15 protein-coding genes are annotated in these 14,849 nt (G+C 62.0%); 9 read left to right on the top strand and 6 right to left on the bottom strand.

Annotated elements, in window-relative coordinates; all coding sequences use genetic code 11:
• Nucleotides 1-100 precede the first annotated feature (100 nt).
• The 7 genes from HMPREF1147_RS09560 (at nucleotide 101) to HMPREF1147_RS09530 (ending at nucleotide 6,078) form a co-directional block, all read left to right on the top strand.
• Entirely contained in the window at nucleotides 101-1,015 is a 915-nt protein-coding gene (locus tag HMPREF1147_RS09560) for a LysR family transcriptional regulator (protein ID WP_009658664.1), read from the top strand.
• Nucleotides 1,016-1,118: 103 nt separating this feature from the next.
• Nucleotides 1,119-2,189: an alpha/beta fold hydrolase gene (locus tag HMPREF1147_RS09555; protein ID WP_009658604.1), complete on the top strand. Its 1,071-nt coding sequence runs from the start codon at nucleotides 1,119-1,121 to the stop codon at nucleotides 2,187-2,189.
• Between the two features lie 56 nt (nucleotides 2,190-2,245).
• Complete coding sequence (locus HMPREF1147_RS09550) at nucleotides 2,246-2,830, top strand: flavodoxin (protein WP_009658630.1); 585 nt, start codon at nucleotides 2,246-2,248, stop codon at nucleotides 2,828-2,830.
• Complete coding sequence (locus tag HMPREF1147_RS09545; protein WP_198002162.1) at nucleotides 2,806-3,753, top strand: alpha/beta hydrolase; 948 nt, start codon at nucleotides 2,806-2,808, stop codon at nucleotides 3,751-3,753. Before HMPREF1147_RS09550 ends, HMPREF1147_RS09545 begins: the two co-directional genes overlap by 25 nt.
• Nucleotides 3,750-4,202 (top strand): flavodoxin family protein, encoded by a 453-nt coding sequence (locus HMPREF1147_RS09540; protein ID WP_009658653.1) that lies wholly within the window; start codon nucleotides 3,750-3,752, stop codon nucleotides 4,200-4,202. The genes HMPREF1147_RS09545 and HMPREF1147_RS09540 overlap by 4 nt, the downstream gene beginning before the upstream one ends.
• Before the next feature lie 22 nt (nucleotides 4,203-4,224).
• Entirely contained in the window at nucleotides 4,225-5,214 is a 990-nt protein-coding gene (locus tag HMPREF1147_RS09535) for an alpha/beta hydrolase (protein WP_009658597.1), read from the top strand.
• Between the two features lie 12 nt (nucleotides 5,215-5,226).
• A complete protein-coding gene (locus HMPREF1147_RS09530; RefSeq protein WP_009658646.1) occupies nucleotides 5,227-6,078 on the top strand; it encodes an aldo/keto reductase in 852 nt (283 codons plus the stop codon).
• 116 nt (nucleotides 6,079-6,194) lie between these two features.
• Here HMPREF1147_RS09530 and HMPREF1147_RS09525 read toward each other — a convergent pair whose 3' ends face one another.
• From HMPREF1147_RS09525 to HMPREF1147_RS09510, 4 genes are read right to left on the bottom strand one after another with little or no spacing between them, the layout of a single operon-like run.
• Nucleotides 6,195-6,725, bottom strand: a complete 531-nt coding sequence (locus HMPREF1147_RS09525; protein WP_009658687.1) for a 2-oxoacid:acceptor oxidoreductase family protein — start codon at nucleotides 6,723-6,725, stop codon at nucleotides 6,195-6,197.
• Between the two features lies 1 nt (nucleotide 6,726).
• Complete coding sequence (locus HMPREF1147_RS09520) at nucleotides 6,727-7,575, bottom strand: thiamine pyrophosphate-dependent enzyme (RefSeq protein WP_009658657.1); 849 nt, start codon at nucleotides 7,573-7,575, stop codon at nucleotides 6,727-6,729.
• Nucleotides 7,575-8,732: a 2-oxoacid:acceptor oxidoreductase subunit alpha gene (locus tag HMPREF1147_RS09515; RefSeq protein WP_009658594.1), complete on the bottom strand. Its 1,158-nt coding sequence runs from the start codon at nucleotides 8,730-8,732 to the stop codon at nucleotides 7,575-7,577. The genes HMPREF1147_RS09520 and HMPREF1147_RS09515 overlap by 1 nt, the downstream gene beginning before the upstream one ends.
• The gene (locus tag HMPREF1147_RS09510; protein WP_009658625.1) at nucleotides 8,729-8,929 is read right to left on the bottom strand and encodes a 4Fe-4S binding protein; all 201 of its coding nucleotides are present in this window, start codon (nucleotides 8,927-8,929) and stop codon (nucleotides 8,729-8,731) included. Before HMPREF1147_RS09510 ends, HMPREF1147_RS09515 begins: the two co-directional genes overlap by 4 nt.
• A gap of 251 nt (nucleotides 8,930-9,180) precedes the next feature.
• On the opposite strand from HMPREF1147_RS09510, the gene HMPREF1147_RS09505 reads away from it, so the two are divergent.
• Together HMPREF1147_RS09505 and HMPREF1147_RS09500 are read left to right on the top strand one after the other, a co-directional pair.
• Entirely contained in the window at nucleotides 9,181-9,633 is a 453-nt protein-coding gene (locus tag HMPREF1147_RS09505) for a DUF3290 domain-containing protein (protein WP_009658707.1), read from the top strand.
• A gap of 1 nt (nucleotide 9,634) precedes the next feature.
• Nucleotides 9,635-10,264, top strand: a complete 630-nt coding sequence (locus tag HMPREF1147_RS09500) for a DUF421 domain-containing protein (protein ID WP_009658645.1) — start codon at nucleotides 9,635-9,637, stop codon at nucleotides 10,262-10,264.
• A gap of 474 nt (nucleotides 10,265-10,738) precedes the next feature.
• Here the strand turns inward: HMPREF1147_RS09500 and HMPREF1147_RS09495 are convergent, their stop codons facing one another.
• Nucleotides 10,739-13,765, bottom strand: a complete 3,027-nt coding sequence (locus tag HMPREF1147_RS09495) for an efflux RND transporter permease subunit (RefSeq protein ID WP_009658674.1) — start codon at nucleotides 13,763-13,765, stop codon at nucleotides 10,739-10,741.
• Nucleotides 13,762-14,814, bottom strand: a complete 1,053-nt coding sequence (locus tag HMPREF1147_RS09490) for an efflux RND transporter periplasmic adaptor subunit (protein WP_009658595.1) — start codon at nucleotides 14,812-14,814, stop codon at nucleotides 13,762-13,764. Before HMPREF1147_RS09490 ends, HMPREF1147_RS09495 begins: the two co-directional genes overlap by 4 nt.
• Between the last annotated feature and the right edge of the window lie 35 nt (nucleotides 14,815-14,849).

The following is a 14,849-nucleotide window of genomic DNA, read 5'->3' as shown; positions in this document are numbered from 1 at the left end:
CGGCATAGAGGAGATTTTTTATGAAAACCGACCTGCCAAATGCCAAATATGGTAAAATACATATGCGAAATCTATGCGTGAAGGAGAGCGGGGCATATCCATGTATCACAGACAGTTAAAAACGTTTCTCTTGGCTGCGGACTGCGGCAGTTTTAACCGCGCGGCGGAGCTGTCCTATGTGACGCCGACGGCGGTCATCAAGCAGATCAATCTGCTCGAATCAAGTCTCGGGACGCGCCTTTTTGAGCGGTCTCACCGCGGGCTTATCCTGACAAGCGCCGGTCGATCGTTCTATGACGACGCGGCATATATGATGCGCTACTGGGAGGACTCCGTCCTGCGCGCGCGCAGCGCGGCGTGTGCGGACGGCAGGTTGATCCGCATCGGGACGTCGCCGCTGACGCCGGCGCAGGTGTTTTCCGCACTGTGGACAGAGATCGCGCAGGTGCATCCAGCGTTCCGTCTGCGCTTTGTCCCCTTTGAAAACACGCCCGAAAACGCCCGTGAGATCCTGCTGCATCTTGGGCGGAATATTGACATCGTGCCGGCACTCTTTGACGATACGCTGTGCGCAGTGCGGCACTGCCACGGCTATGAGCTGGTTCGTGCGCCGATCTGCTGCGGCGTGTCGGTGCGACACCCTCTTGCGCGGAAGGACGCGCTCGACGTTTCGGATCTCTATGGGGAATGCCTCATGCTCATGCACCGTGGATGGAGCGCGCATGTCGACGCGCTCCGGGACGATTTGACGACGCACCATCCGGAGATCCGCATCGAGGATTTTCATTTTTACAGCCTCGACGCATTCAACCGCTGCGCGCATGAGGGCAAGCTGCTCATGACGGTCGGGAGCTGGCGGGACGTCCATCCGCTTGTCAAAATTCTGCCGGTTGCATGGCGTCATACCTTTCCCTGCGGGCTGATGTACGCCATGAAACCGACCGGCGTTGTGCCGGATTTTTTGAAGGCGGTGCGCCGGCTTGTGCGGGAGCGGAAATTTCTGTTTCAACCCTAAGGTATCAACGAGTCTATAAATTGATCCTTCTCATGTGCGCTCCACGTGGTTATCATAAAGGGAGAACCGGAGTTTTTTGGGGAATCGAAGGGGGCAGACATTTATGTTCAAAGGAAAAAAGGTGCTTATGGCGGCGGTTTGCATGTGGCTCACGGCGGGTACGGCGCTCGCATTCAGCCGCCCCGTGACGATCGCGGAGCAGGGGAGCTTCATGGCGGGCGGTACCGTTATCACCGCACCGGGGACGTACGATGGTACGAAGCCGGCCGACCATGCGGGAGAGACCCTGCACGGCGATCATGCCTATGTCTTTTATCAGAAACCGGTGCATGCGCACCGCTATGCAATGGTGTTCCTCCACGGCTACGGGCAGTCGGCAAAGACATGGGAGACGACGGCGGACGGCAGGGACGGATTTCAAAATATCTTTTTGGAGAAAGGGTACGCGACCTATCTCGTCGACCAGCCGCGGCGCGGCCGTGCGGGGCGCGCGACCGTTCCCGGAGAGATTACCGCGCAGCCGGACGATCAGGCGTGGTTCAATATGTTCCGATTCGGGCAGTGGCCGAACTACTATGACAACGCCGCGTTCCCGAGGGATGCGGCGTCCATGGATCAATTTTTTCATGCGATGACGCCGGACACGGGGAAATTTGACGAAGGGATTGTCGCGGATGCGATGGCGGCGGTCTTTGCGGCATCCGGCGACGGCGTGCTCGTCACGCACTCGGCGGGCGGCGGCCCCGGATGGGCGACGGCGATGAAGTCGGACAAGGTGCGCGGCGTGATTGCGCTCGAACCCGGGACGTTCCCCTTCCCCGAGGGCGAAGTACCGGCGGCGGAACCGACGACCAGCCCGTTCCCTGCGGTCGGAAAAGCCGTGCCGCTGCAGGAGTTTATGAAACTCACGAAGATCCCCATCGTCGTTTACTTCGGCGACAACATTCCGACCGCGCCGACCGAGAACTGGGGCGCCGACAACTGGCGTGTCCGCGTGAACCTCGCGCGGAAATGGGCGGCGGCGGTAAACGCGCACGGTGGCGACGCCGCGGTTGTGATGCTGCCGGAGCTTGGCATCAAAGGCAGCACGCATTTCATGATGTCAGATCTGAACAACACGGAGGTTGCGGACGCGATGGAGGCATGGATGCGGGAGAAAGGGCTTGCGAAGTGAGCGAAGTCTCCCGCACTTGAAAGGATAACATTTTATCCGGCAGAGAAGGCAGGTAAATGATGAAGAAACTATTGACAATCGTATGTTCCGCCCTGTGTATGCTCGCGTTCACCGCCTGCGGGAACACGGCGGCTCCTGCGGGAGCGCCGCCCGGCGGGCATAAGATTCTCGTGGCCTATTATTCCGGTACCGGCAACACGAAGACGACCGCCGAGCGGATCGCCGCGAAGCTCTCGGCAGACCTTTTTGAGATCGTACCGAGCGAGCCATATACGCAGGCAGATCTCGACTACAATGACGAAAACAGTCGCGTCATGCGCGAGCACAACGATCCGAGTCTCAGGCATCCGGGGCTTCGGCAGGCGGCGCCCGACGGATTCGCCGCTTATGACGTCGTGTTCGTCGGCTATCCGATCTGGTGGGGCGAGGCGTCGTGGGTACTCGACGACTTTGTGACGCAGAACGACTTTACCGGCAAGACGGTCATCCCGTTCTGCACGTCCGTCTCGTCGCCGCTCGGCGAGAGCGCCGCGCACCTTGCCGCGCGTGCGGGCACGGGTACATGGCGCGACGGGATGCGGTTCCGCGGCGCCGCCTCGGCGGACGAGGTCGCCGCGTGGGTGTCCGAGCTGGACTTATGAGCCCTTCGGGACGATCCGATGCGGCGCGGATGTTCACGAAGGACACAACGGTTTCGGAAGTCGTGTGCGATCCCGTATTTGGCGATTTCGGACGGCTCCTCTTTCCCGTGGACAGACCGATGGACGGCGCTGCGACACTTGCGGAGATCAGCAGCCCTTCGGTATACATGTGGTACAGTAGTATCGATGCGGATGAGACGGTCGCCGTCCTGAACCGGCTGCGGCGGGATGCCGCTGCCGGACAGCGGGTGTTCTATCCGATCTATACGCCGCAGGAAACGGCGGCCGATCCTTCCAAGCGGGACACGGGGCTGTTTTATTTTCGCGGGCGTCCCGGCGCGAAATTTGCCGTGATGAATGCGGGCGGCGGTTTTGTCTATGTCGGAGCGATGCACGACAGCTTCCCCCATGCGCGCGCGGTCAGTGCGATGGGGTACAACTGCTTTGCGCTGATTTATCGCCCCGACGATCCCTATCGTGATCTTGCGCGGGCGCTCGCCTTTATCCACGATCATGCGGCGGAACTGGCGGTCGATCCGGACGGCTATTCCCTCTGGGGCGGCAGTGCGGGCGCACGGATGGCGGCGGCGCTCGGCCGCAGGGATGCGCTCGCTCAACTTGGCGTCGCGCGCGTCGGCCAGGCGGCTGCTGTCGTGACGCAGTACACGGGGTATACGGGAACCGCGCCGGATGATGCGCCGACTTATGCGTGCGTCGGTTCACGTGACGGGATTGCAGCCCCGCAAGCGATGCGGCGGCGTCTGCAGCGGTTGGAGTCATACGGCATTCCGACAGAATTTCACGTTTACGAAGGGCTGACGCACGGATTCGGGCTTGGCAGCGGCACGGCTGCCGCGGGATGGGTGCGGGCGGCGGTTTCCTTCTGGGAGGCGCAGATGAAGGAAAGGAGACGGGCGGCATGAGCATTTTGTTTGTCAACGGCAGTCCCAATAGGGACGGCAACACGGCGGCGCTCGCAAAGGCACTGATCGGCGGCAGACCGTATACGACGCTGAACCTCAATGACTACCGCATCAATTTTTACGGACAGGAGCTCCCCGGCGATCAATTTGACGAGGTTGCGGCGGCAATGCGCGGGGCGGATACCCTCGTGATCGGGTCGCCGCTTTACTGGCACAATCTGTCCGGCGCACTGCGGACGCTGCTGGATCATTTTTACGGCGGCGCCGATACGGCGGCGTTCTCCGGCAAGGATATGTACTTCATCTGTCAAGGTGCGGCGCCGGAGCAATGGATGCTGGAGGCGTGCGAATACACGATGAAACGATTTGCCTCTTACTACGACATGAACTATCGGGGCACGGCGACGAACCGCCGCGAAGCGGAACGGCTGGCGGCGGGGCTGCGCTGAAATTTTGAAGGAGCATTTGATCATGAGCAAAGAAGAAATGAACACGTTCGGACTGGTTTACGACGGCGCACTTGAGAAGAATGAACCGGGCAAGGTCAACATCCGCCCGGTTTCCTACGATCTGAACGGTTTGAAAATCGCGGCAAACGTATATGTTCCGGCAGATTTTCAGGAGAGCGGCGCATATCCCGCCGTGGTCGTGGCGCACCCGAACGGCGGTGTGAAGGAGCAGGTCGCGGGGCTCTATGCGCAGCGGCTGGCGGAGCTCGGCTATGTGACGCTGGCGTTCGACGCCGCCTATCAAGGGCAGTCGGAGGGGCAGCCGCGCAATACCGATAAGCCGCAGAACCGCGTGGAGGACATCCACGGCGCGATCGATTTCATCGTGCAGTACCGCGGCGTCGACCGCAGCCGCGTCGGTATCCTCGGCATCTGCGGCGGCGGCGGATACACGCTGCGCGCCGCGCAGACGGACAAGCGTCTGCGGGCAGTCGCAACGCTCTCGGCATTCAACACCGGAATCGTGCGCAAGAACGGCTTTTTGGATTCCCAAATCCATACGATCACCGAGCGTCTGGAGGATGCGTATCGGGCGCGGGAGGACGAGCGCGCCGGCAGGGAGGTACGCTACACGCCCGACATGCTGACGATGACGCCCGCGGAGGCAAAGGAGCTGCCGTTCGATCTCTACCGCGACGGGTACGAATACTACGGAATCATGTGCAGACACACGGGTTCCGGATTTTCCTACACCGTCTCCTCCAACATCGACCTCTTTGCCTTTGACGCGCGCGTCGGCATGGAGATGATCGACCGGCCGCTGCTGATGATGGCGGGCAAGGCGGCGGACACGCTCTACATGACGGAGGGCTGCTACGAGCGGGCGACGGGGACGAAGGAAAAGGAGCTGTTCCTCATCGACGGCGCTACGCACATCCGCACCTACTGGTATCCGGAGTACGTGGACAAGGCGATGGACAAGCTCGCGGAATTTTACGCGAAGTATCTCTAAAGGAGGCCGCACATGGAATATGTAACGCTCAATAACGGCGTGAAAATGCCGAAGCTGGGATTCGGTGTCTATCAGATCACAGACCCCGCGGAATGCACGCAGGCGGTGCGCGACGCCGTCGACGTCGGCTATCGGATGATCGACACGGCGGCTTCCTACGGCAACGAGGAAGCGGTCGGCGCGGCAGTGCGGAGCTGCGGCGTGCCCCGTGAGGAACTCTTTATCACGACAAAGCTCTGGGTTACGGATGCGAGCTATGAGGGGGCAAAGCGCGGATTCGCGCGGTCTATGCAGCGGCTCGGGCTGGACTATCTGGATCTCTATCTGATCCATCAGCCGCTCTCCGATTACTACGGCGCGTGGCGGGCGATGGAGGAGCTCTATCGGGAGGGCGTGATCCGTGCCATCGGCGTGTGCAGCTTCTATCCCGACCGGCTCGCGGACCTGATCGCCTTCAACGACGTTGTGCCGCAGGTCAATCAAGTCGAGGCGAACGTTTTCTTCCAACAGAACGAGGCGCAGGCGTATATGACGTCCAAGAACGTGCAGATGGAGGGCTGGGCGCCGTTTGCCGAGGGGCGGAACGACCTGTTCGGCAACGAGACGCTGCGGGAGATCGGTGCGAAATACGATAAGAGCGTCGCCCAGGTCGTGCTCCGCTGGCTTCTGCAGCGAGATATTGTCTGCATCCCCAAGAGCGTGAAGAAAGAACGGATGCGGCAGAACTTCGATGTGTTCGACTTCGCGCTCACGGCGGAGGACATGAACGCGATTGCCGCCCTCGATACCGGCGTCAGCGCGTTCTTCGACCATCGCGACCCCGCCGCTGTGGAGCGGATCGCGGGCATGGTCAGAAACGTATAGGCGGCGGACAAAGTCATATAGAACGTGAACGGCTTCATCACATAAAAAACTCCTGTGCAGGACTGCCCCGATCAGGCATCCCGCACAGGAGTTTTTGATATTATGGTTGTCGGTTCTTATGCGCCCGCCGCTTCGTACCCGAGGGCGAGCGCCTGCATATTCTGCTCCACGGTATGCGGCGGGACGCGGTTTTTCACGGCGGCTTCGACGGCGGAGAGGGGGACGAGATCCGCGACGCGCGTGATGGCACCGAGGGCGACGATGTTCGCGAAGAGGGCTTTGCCAAGTTTTTCGATAGCGAGCGTGGTGATGGGGACGGAGACTGTGTGCGCCGCGTGCGGCACGTGGGGGACGAGCGCGCTGTCAACAATCAGGATGCCGTTCCTATCGTCAAGATCGCCCGCGTATTTATCCGCGGCTGCCTGCGTCATGGCGAGGACGATGCCCGGATGCTCCACATGCGGGTGATAGATGGCGGCGTCACTGATAATGACCTCGGAGCGGGACGCGCCGCCGCGTGCTTCGGGACCGTAGGACTGCGACTGCGCGACGTTCATACCGCACGCGGTTGCCGCCTCCGCAAAGATGATGGCGGCGGTGATGACGCCCTGCCCGCCCGAGCCGGAGAGACGAAGTTCCTTCTGCATATCAAAGCCCTCCCGCGCGGCGTTTAATCTCGGCGTCTGCTGCCCCGTATTCCTCGCCCGCACACGCGCAGAGGAGGCCGATGGGGAATTTGTCCGGCGTGCGTTTTTCGGTCGGGAGTTTGTCCCACGCATTCTTCATGACGGCGTGGTCGCGCATCCACGCGAGCATCGCGGCGGGCGCGCCCATCTTGTTCCGCCGCCCGTAGGCGGTGGGGCATTGGACGATGGCTTCGATGAGGGAGAAGCCGTGACTTTCTAGTCCGCCCGCAATCATCTGCGTGAGGTGTTTGACGTGGAACGCCGTCGAGCGCGCGACATAGGTCGCTCCCGCAGCCTCGGCAATGCGGCAGGCGTCGAGCACGCGGTCAACCGTGCCGTAGGGCGCGGTCGTCGTGGACATGCCCGTGGGCGTCGTCGGCGAGGTCTGCCCGCCCGTCATGCCGTAGATATTGTTGTTGAAAAGGACGACCGTCAGATCGACGTTGCGCCGGCAGCCGTGCAGGAAATGATTGCCGCCGATGGCAGTACAATCGCCGTCTCCTGTAATGACAATGACATTCAGCTCGGGGCGCGCGAGCTTGATGCCCGTGGCAAAGGGAATGGCGCGCCCGTGCGCCGTATGCACCGTGTCAAAGTCCATGTAGCCCGACCCGCGCGAGGAACAGCCGATGCCGGAGACGATGACCGTGTTGTCCTGCGTGATGCCGTCCGCGCCCTCGATCGCCTCGGCGATGCATTTGAGCGCCGTACCGTTGCCGCAGCCGGGACACCAGAGGTGCGGCAGACGGTTTTGCCGGAAAAACTGCTCGTAGCCGCGGTCGATGTCCGCGTGCAGATTTGTATTCTCCATTATGCCCGTCCCTCCTCACACATGCGCCGAATCTCCGCAAGAATCTCCTGCGGGGTGAAGTCCAGCATATTGTATTTGAGGCAGGGGCGGACGGGCGTGCCGTGCGCCGCGCGCGCGACTTCGTGCACGAGCTGACCGTAGTTCAGCTCCGCGACGAGGAGCGATTTCACGCGATCTGCGAGCCGTGAGATGGCGGCATTGGCAAAGGGCCAGATCGTTTGGAGACGCAGAAAACCGATGGCAAGACCCTCCGCACGCGCCGCGCGGACGGCTTCGTAGGCAGTGCGCGCTGTGCCGCCGTAGCTGACGACGGCGTAGTCCGCATCCTCCATGAAGTGTTCTTCCACGTGGATGATCTCCTCGCCCACGCGGTCGATTTTCTCATGCAGACGGCGAAGCAGCGACTCTGTGACGGCGGGACTGCCCGAGGGGAAGCCCGTCTCGTCGTGCAGGAGTCCCGTCACATGGATGCGGTAGCCGTCGCCGAACCGCGCGACGTCGGGGACGAGGTCTTCACCCACCGCATACGGCTGATAGCCTTCTGCGCGTGTCAGTTTCGGCAGGCGGCGCGGATAGATGTCGAGCTCGTCCTGTGCGGGCAGCGTGACGTTCTCGCGCAGATGCCCGACGATCTCGTCCGTCAGCAGGATGACGGGCGAGCGGAACCGCTCGGCGTAGTTCACCGCCATGACCGCCATGTCGAACGACTCGCGGACGCTCCACGGCGAGAGCACGATGATGGGATGATCGCCGTGCGTGCCCCAGCGCGTCTGCATCACGTCGCCCTGCGCGGGCGCGGTCGGCTGTCCCGTGGAGGGACCGACGCGCTGTACGTTGACGACGACGCAGGGAATCTCCGCGCACGCGGCATAGCCGATCAGCTCCTGTTTCAGCGAGAAGCCGGGGCCGCTCGTCGCGTCCATGACCTTTGCACCCGCGAGCGACGCGCCGAGGATCGCGCCCATCGCGCCGATCTCATCCTCCATTTGGAGGAACGTGCCGCCGATTTTCGGCAGCAGCAGCGCCATCTGCTCCGCGATCTCCGTCGACGGCGTGATGGGGTAGCCCGCGAAGAACGTTACCCCCGCCGCGACCGCGCCCTCGGCGACCGCCTCGTTGCCCTGCATTAGTCGGGCAGAGGAATTTGTTTTGCTCATACGACTGCCCTCCGCTCCACGAATATCGCAAAATCGGGACAGCGCATCTCGCACTGCCCGCAGGCGATACAATCATCGGGACGGACAGGCGTGATCTTGCCGAGGAGGCTCACCTCGAGCACCTTTTTTGGGCAGAATGCCGCGCAGATACCGCAGCCCTTGCACCTTTTTTCTTTGATAAACAGCTCACCCTTCATGGCGTTCAACTCCCGCCGGGATGCGGAACACATCCCACAATACACAGAACACATCTTCATCCCGTCGGCTATGCTGCCGTTTCTTCTTTGGATGATAATCCCATTATAACAGAAAATACAGAAGAAAAGAAATAAAATGCATGAATACATGTCGTATTTCGGTCTGTGTATACGGGGTTATTGACGCATGGGCGGCGGCGTGGTAATCTATACGATCATTGAACTTTTGCAGAAATATCGGGAGGTGCTCCTTGCAGTTCTATACCTATGCCTATATCGTGCAGCGCAGTCAGGTCAGCGACGCCGTGCAGTACGCGCTTTCGTTTCTCGCGCTGGCGGCGCTGCTCTTTGTGATTTTCAAATATTTGCGCAGCCGGTTCGTCTCGCGCTACCGTGATCTCATCGTTATTCTGCTGCTCACCGTTTTATTTCTCGGCGGCGTTCAGTACAGCGGCTATACGCAGACGAGGAGCGATCGGGAGCAGACATCGCGCATGGCGCTGTTCCTGCACCGCATCGCGGATGATCTCGGCGTCACGGTGAATGAGGTGCGGACGAACTCGACCAATCTGAAACAGGGGATGATCGTCAGCGTGCACGGGACATACTACACCGTGACGTTCAATGCGGATTTTACCTCGTTTCGCTATGATCGGACGCATCTGATGAGTCGGGATGTGCAGATCGTGGATAAGGAGGACTGACATGATCATCTATTCGCTCGTACTCGTGAAGCTCGCGCTCGGACTCCTGTGTCTCATTCTGCAGATCAATCTGCTCGGCAAGGGGAACCTTGCGCCGAGCTCGGCGACGGATCAGGTGCAGAACTATGTGCTCGGCGGCATCATCGGCGGCGTGATCTACAACAACGACATCTCGGTGCTCGAATTCGTCCTCGAGCTCATCGCGTGGACGCTGCTGGTGCTCGTCCTCAAATATGTGAAGTCCACGAGCAGCGCGGTCAAAGGATTTGTCGACGGTCGGCCCGCGGTCCTCATCGAACGCGGCAAGCTCAAGGTGGAGGAGTGCATGCGGCACGGGATGCTCGCGCACGATATTCACCTAAAGCTGCGCATGGCGGGGGTCTACTTCGTGAAGGATGTGAAGCGCGCCGTGCTCGAGCCGAACGGGCAGCTGACCGTGATCCAGTACGGCGAGCAGAATGCGCGCTATCCGCTCATCCTCGACGGGCAGATTGACGACGACGCCCTTGAACTCATCGATAAAGACCGCGTGTGGCTCAAGGGCGCGCTGCGCGATGCGGGGTATGAGCTGAAGGATATTTATATTGGGGAGTATAAGGAGGGGGCGCTAGCCTTCTACCCTTATGAGTAGGCGTGACGCGGGATTTTGGCGCATAGCTGTGTCACTGCGAAAAATCCTGCGGAGGGCGTAGGGAACGCCGCCGTATTGCGTTCAAGGGCACGGCAGCGCCGTGCCCCTACGGGGGCGGCGTGAATTGCTGAGACTTCTCACGATGCAAGGGGAACGCACCGCCTCAGGCGTTCCGCCGTTCTCTATCGTACGGTGAGGGGGCATATATCGCCGTCGCGGAGCTTTTACCCCGCAGGGGCGGCGTGCTCCGGTTGTTTCTTGTCGACGCAATGTCGCCGCGCCGCGGTACTGCCCGGCGCATGATCGACCGCCGGGCGGTGCGGCACAGGATCCTTTATCATTAGTCGTAACGCGCACACCGTTTGCGCAGCGACAAGAATATGCCCCCGAACCGATAAATCCGAGCCGCACATAGAATAGACGTTAAAAAGCTATCGCATGAATTTTCTATGCGATAGCTTTTTCTTGATCTCTTCACTTCACGCGATACGCCACGGCATACATCACGGGGAGTACCAGCAGTGTCAGCACGGTAGCGACGATGAGTCCGCCCGCGATGGCGACCGCCATAGGTCCCCAGAAGATGCTGCGCATGAGGGGCAGCATTCCGAGGATGGCGGCGGCGGCGGTGAGCATGATGGGGCGGAACCGCAGGACGGCGGAGTCGATGATAGCGTCCATGGGTCGCTCGTCCGCGTCCTCATGCTTTTTGATCTGATCGATGAGGATGACGGAGTTGCGGATGATCATGCCAAAGAGCGCGAGGATGCCGAGATACGCGACGAAGCCGACGGCGGAGTTCGTGAGCAGCATCGCGAGCACGACGCCGATGAGCCCGAGCGGTGCGGTGAGGATGGTCAGCGTCATCTTGCCCATGCTGCCGACCTGTATCATGAGGAGCGTCATGATGATGAAAATCATGGCGGGCACGGGCTTTACGAGGTAGCTCATGGAGTCCGCGGAGTCCGCGAGCGCGCCCGCCGTCTCGATCGTCGTTCCCGCGGGGAGATTGTCGCGCAGCTCCTTTGTCGCGGCGAAAATGCGGCGCGCGGCGTCGTTGCCCTCGCCCTGCGTGACCTCCGCCTGTACGAGGATGGACGGGCGCAGGTTGAGGCGCTTGATGAATCCATCTTCCGCCTCATAGGAAATATGCGCAATCTGCGCGAGCGGGATGTACCCGCCGGACGTGGCGACGGGGAGCTCCCCGAGCCGCTCGATATTCGTCCGATCTGGCTCTGCAAGCCGCAGAGCGATGCCGATCGTGCGGTCGCCCGTGTAGAACTCCGCCGCCTGAGCGCCCGAGAGCTCGGTGTAGAGCATCTGCTTGACAGCCTTGGCAGTGATGCCGAGACGTTTCAGTTTTTCCTTGTCAAAATCGATGCGGACAGCTTTCGTTTTCTCCGTCCAGTCGAGGTGTACGTTCGCGGTCGCGGAGTCGCTGCTCGCGATCGCAGCGACCTCCTCGGCAACGCGCCGTGCTTCGTCCGCGGTGGGGGCGGAGACGCGCAGCATGACGGGGAAGTCGGCAGGCGGCCCCGTCTGGATGTATTGCGTCGTGACGCGTGCGCCCGAGAGCTCGTCGCGGCGTGCGTCGCCGATGAGCGCCGCAAGCTGTTCGCGCTCCGCCGTGCCCTTCGCCGTGATGACGAACTGCGCCGTATTGTCGGCGTCCGCCTTTGGGTCGACGGTGAGGACAAAGCGCGGCGTGGACTGCCCGACGTAGTACGCGTAGTTTTCGATTTTGTCCATATGCGCGTCGAGGAGCGCCGCGAGCCGCTCCGATTCTGCCTGCGTCGCCTGCATGGACGCACCCGCGGGCAGCGTCAGACGGACGAGTAGCTCGGGGCGCAGCGACGGCGGGAAAAAGGTCTGCTTGATATGCGGAAAGGCAACGAGGGACGCGGCGAATACGAGTACCGTCCCGGCGAGCACGACGGCGCGATGCGCGAGGAACGCGGTCAGCACGCGGCGAAAGAGCCGGTAGAAGCGGCTTTGGTACGGATCGTGCGCGGTCTCTTCCTTTTTGACGCGGATGAGGTAGTATCCGAGCAGTGGCGCGACCATGACGGAGACGATCCAACTGAGGACGAGCGCGATGCCGATGACGGGGAAGAGCGCGGCGCAGAATTCGCTCGCGAGCCCCTTGGCAAACGCAACGGGGATGAACCCCGCGCAGGTGATGAGCGTGCCCGTGAGCATCGGTTTTGCGGTCTGGGTAAAGGCGTAGCACGCGGCTTCGAAGCGATCCATACCGCGCTCAAGCTGCACGCTCATCATTTCGACGGCGATGATGGCGTCGTCAACGAGCAGACCGAGCGCGATGATGAGCGCGCCGAGCGAGACCTTGTGCAGGTCGATGCCGAGGATATACATCGCGACGAACGTGCCCGCGAGCACGAGCGGGATGCAGCATGCGACGACGAGCCCCGTGCGCAGTCCGAGCGAGAGGAAGCTGACGGCGAGCACGATGACGACGGCGAGCAGCAGCGTCTCGACGAAATCGTCAATGGAGTTCTGCACGACGGCGGGCTGGTTTGAGACCTCGCTGAGCTCTGCACCGAGCGGAAGGTTTGCACGGATCTCTGCGGTGAGCGCGGAGAGATTTTGCCCGAGTTCGAGGATATTGCCGCCGTCCGCCATGGAGACGGCGATGCCGACGGCAGGGGCGCCGTCGTAAAACATCTTCGGATCGGCAGGCTCGATGTCGCGCCGCTCGACCTTTGCGATATCGCCGAGACGAAAGACGCGCCCGTTCGCGGCGATGGGCAGCGCGCGGATGTCCTCGACGTTTTCAAAGACGCCCGAGGCGCGCAGGTAGACGTTGTCTGTCTCCGTCTCGATGTGCCCCGCCGTCATCATCGCATCCTGTCCCGCCAGAGCGTCCGTGATGACCTGCGGGCTGATGCCGAGCTGCGCGAGGCGGTCGAGAGCGATCTCGACGTAGACGCGCTCGCGCTGGACGCCGATGAGGACGACCTTTTGCACGCTCGGCACGGCGAGGATGCGGCGGCGGGCATCCTCCGCCATCGCGCGCAGCTCCTCATAGGAGTAGTCCGCGCCCGTGACGGCGTAGATCGAGCCGTAGACGTCGTCGAAGCGGTCGTTGTAGTAGGGACCGAGCACGCCGTCCGGCAGATCGCGCTTTACGTCCTCGCCGAAGTTATGCACGTCGCGCCACGTCGGGCGAATCTGTGCCTTGTCCACCTCGGGGCGCAGCTCCAGATAGATGACGGTCTGCCCGGGGCGCGTTTCGCTCTTGATCTGCTTCATCCCCGGGACGTCTTGGAACCGGCGCTCGAGCTTGTCCGTGACCTGCTCCTGCATCTCCTCTGCCGTTGCGCCCGGCCATGCGGCGGAGACGACCATCTGGCGGATGGTGAACGCGGGATCCTCCATGCGCCCGAGCGACCGGTAGGCGAAAACGCCGCCGACGGCGAAGACGATGATGAAATACCAAACGAGGGAACGATGGCGCAGCGAGAGCTCGGTGAGATTCCTCATTGCGTGCGCACCGCCTCTCCCTCGTGTAGTTGGTGGACGCCCGCCGTCACGACGACGGCGCCTGCGGGGAGTCCCGTGACGACGACGTCGTTATCATGAAATGCCGTGACCGTGACCGTTTGGAGATGTACCGCGCCGTCCGCGACGATGTAAACGCCCGTCGTATCGCCCGTCTGATAGAGCGCAGAGAGCGGGATCACTGCCCCCGCCGCATCCGCTGCGGCGAGATGCACATGCGCCGTCATGCCGAGCGGCAGCTCCGCGGGGGCATTCGTGAGCGCGATGCGCGCGGCGTAGGTGCCCGTCGCGGCATCGGCGACGGGGGCGATCTCGCGCACGGTGCCCGTATAGGCAATATCGTCTGCCCAGAGCGTCACGGCGGCGGGCATACCGACCGAGACATCCGATAGTCGGCTCTCCGGAACGGCGATCTCGATCTCGCGCGCGCCCTCCTGCGTGAGCGTCATGACCGTCTGCCCCGCGGCGACGACTTGACCCTCCTCGACCGTGATATTCGATATGACACCGTCCGCACCTGCAACGAGGTGTGTGTAGCCGAGCGCGTTGCTCGCCTCTGTGCTCTGCGCCGCCGCCTGACGATAGGCAGCTTCGGCGGCGTCCGCCTGCGCGCGGTACTGATCGAGCGCTGCCGCCGAGATCGCCTGTGCGGCATAGAGCTCCTCATAGCGCGCGAGATTCGTGCGCGCGAGCTGCATCTGTGCGCGCGCCGACGCAACGCCCGCATCCGCGGCGTTCGCCTGTTGCTGCACATCGCGCGCGTCGATGACCATGAGCACATCGCCCGCGCGGACACGCGTCCCGACGTTCACGTTGCGCGAGAGAATCTGTCCGCCGACCTGAAAGGCGAGCTTCGTTTCGTAGCGTCCGCGCACCGTGCCGGCATAGCCCGTGTCGCCTGTAGAAGAGGCATCGCCGACCGTGACCGTTCGCACGAGGGGAGGCGGCATTTCCTTTTCGGCGGTCGTGCCGCAGCCCGCCGCGGCAATCGCTGCTGCGAGAATAAGTACCGTATAGAAGTGCTGCTGCATATTCGTCTCCCTTCATCGATCTGTCAAGCGGTTCA

The sequence above is a fragment of the Selenomonas sp. FOBRC9 genome (assembly GCF_000287655.1).
GTDB classification, from domain to species: domain Bacteria; phylum Bacillota; class Negativicutes; order Selenomonadales; family Selenomonadaceae; genus Centipeda; species Centipeda artemidis.
Note: the sequence above shows the minus strand (reverse complement) of the source record. Positions and strands in the feature narration are given on the sequence as shown.

Bases quoted from the DNA above. Each gene is read 5' to 3' on its own strand.
- HMPREF1147_RS09530 (WP_009658646.1), top strand. From the start codon at position 5,227: ATGGAATATGTAACGCTCAATAACGGCGTGAAAATGCCGAAGCTGGGA.
- HMPREF1147_RS09550 (WP_009658630.1), top strand. From the start codon at position 2,246: ATGATGAAGAAACTATTGACAATCGTATGTTCCGCCCTGTGTATGCTC.
- HMPREF1147_RS09555 (WP_009658604.1), top strand. From the start codon at position 1,119: ATGTTCAAAGGAAAAAAGGTGCTTATGGCGGCGGTTTGCATGTGGCTC.
- HMPREF1147_RS09495 (WP_009658674.1), bottom strand. From the start codon at position 13,765: ATGAGGAATCTCACCGAGCTCTCGCTGCGCCATCGTTCCCTCGTTTGG.
- HMPREF1147_RS09520 (WP_009658657.1), bottom strand. From the start codon at position 7,575: ATGGAGAATACAAATCTGCACGCGGACATCGACCGCGGCTACGAGCAG.
- HMPREF1147_RS09490 (WP_009658595.1), bottom strand. From the start codon at position 14,814: ATGCAGCAGCACTTCTATACGGTACTTATTCTCGCAGCAGCGATTGCC.
- HMPREF1147_RS09540 (WP_009658653.1), top strand. From the start codon at position 3,750: ATGAGCATTTTGTTTGTCAACGGCAGTCCCAATAGGGACGGCAACACG.
- HMPREF1147_RS09525 (WP_009658687.1), bottom strand. From the start codon at position 6,725: ATGCAGAAGGAACTTCGTCTCTCCGGCTCGGGCGGGCAGGGCGTCATC.
- HMPREF1147_RS09560 (WP_009658664.1), top strand. From the start codon at position 101: ATGTATCACAGACAGTTAAAAACGTTTCTCTTGGCTGCGGACTGCGGC.
- HMPREF1147_RS09510 (WP_009658625.1), bottom strand. From the start codon at position 8,929: ATGAAGGGTGAGCTGTTTATCAAAGAAAAAAGGTGCAAGGGCTGCGGT.
- HMPREF1147_RS09515 (WP_009658594.1), bottom strand. From the start codon at position 8,732: ATGAGCAAAACAAATTCCTCTGCCCGACTAATGCAGGGCAACGAGGCG.
- HMPREF1147_RS09535 (WP_009658597.1), top strand. From the start codon at position 4,225: ATGAGCAAAGAAGAAATGAACACGTTCGGACTGGTTTACGACGGCGCA.
- HMPREF1147_RS09500 (WP_009658645.1), top strand. From the start codon at position 9,635: ATGATCATCTATTCGCTCGTACTCGTGAAGCTCGCGCTCGGACTCCTG.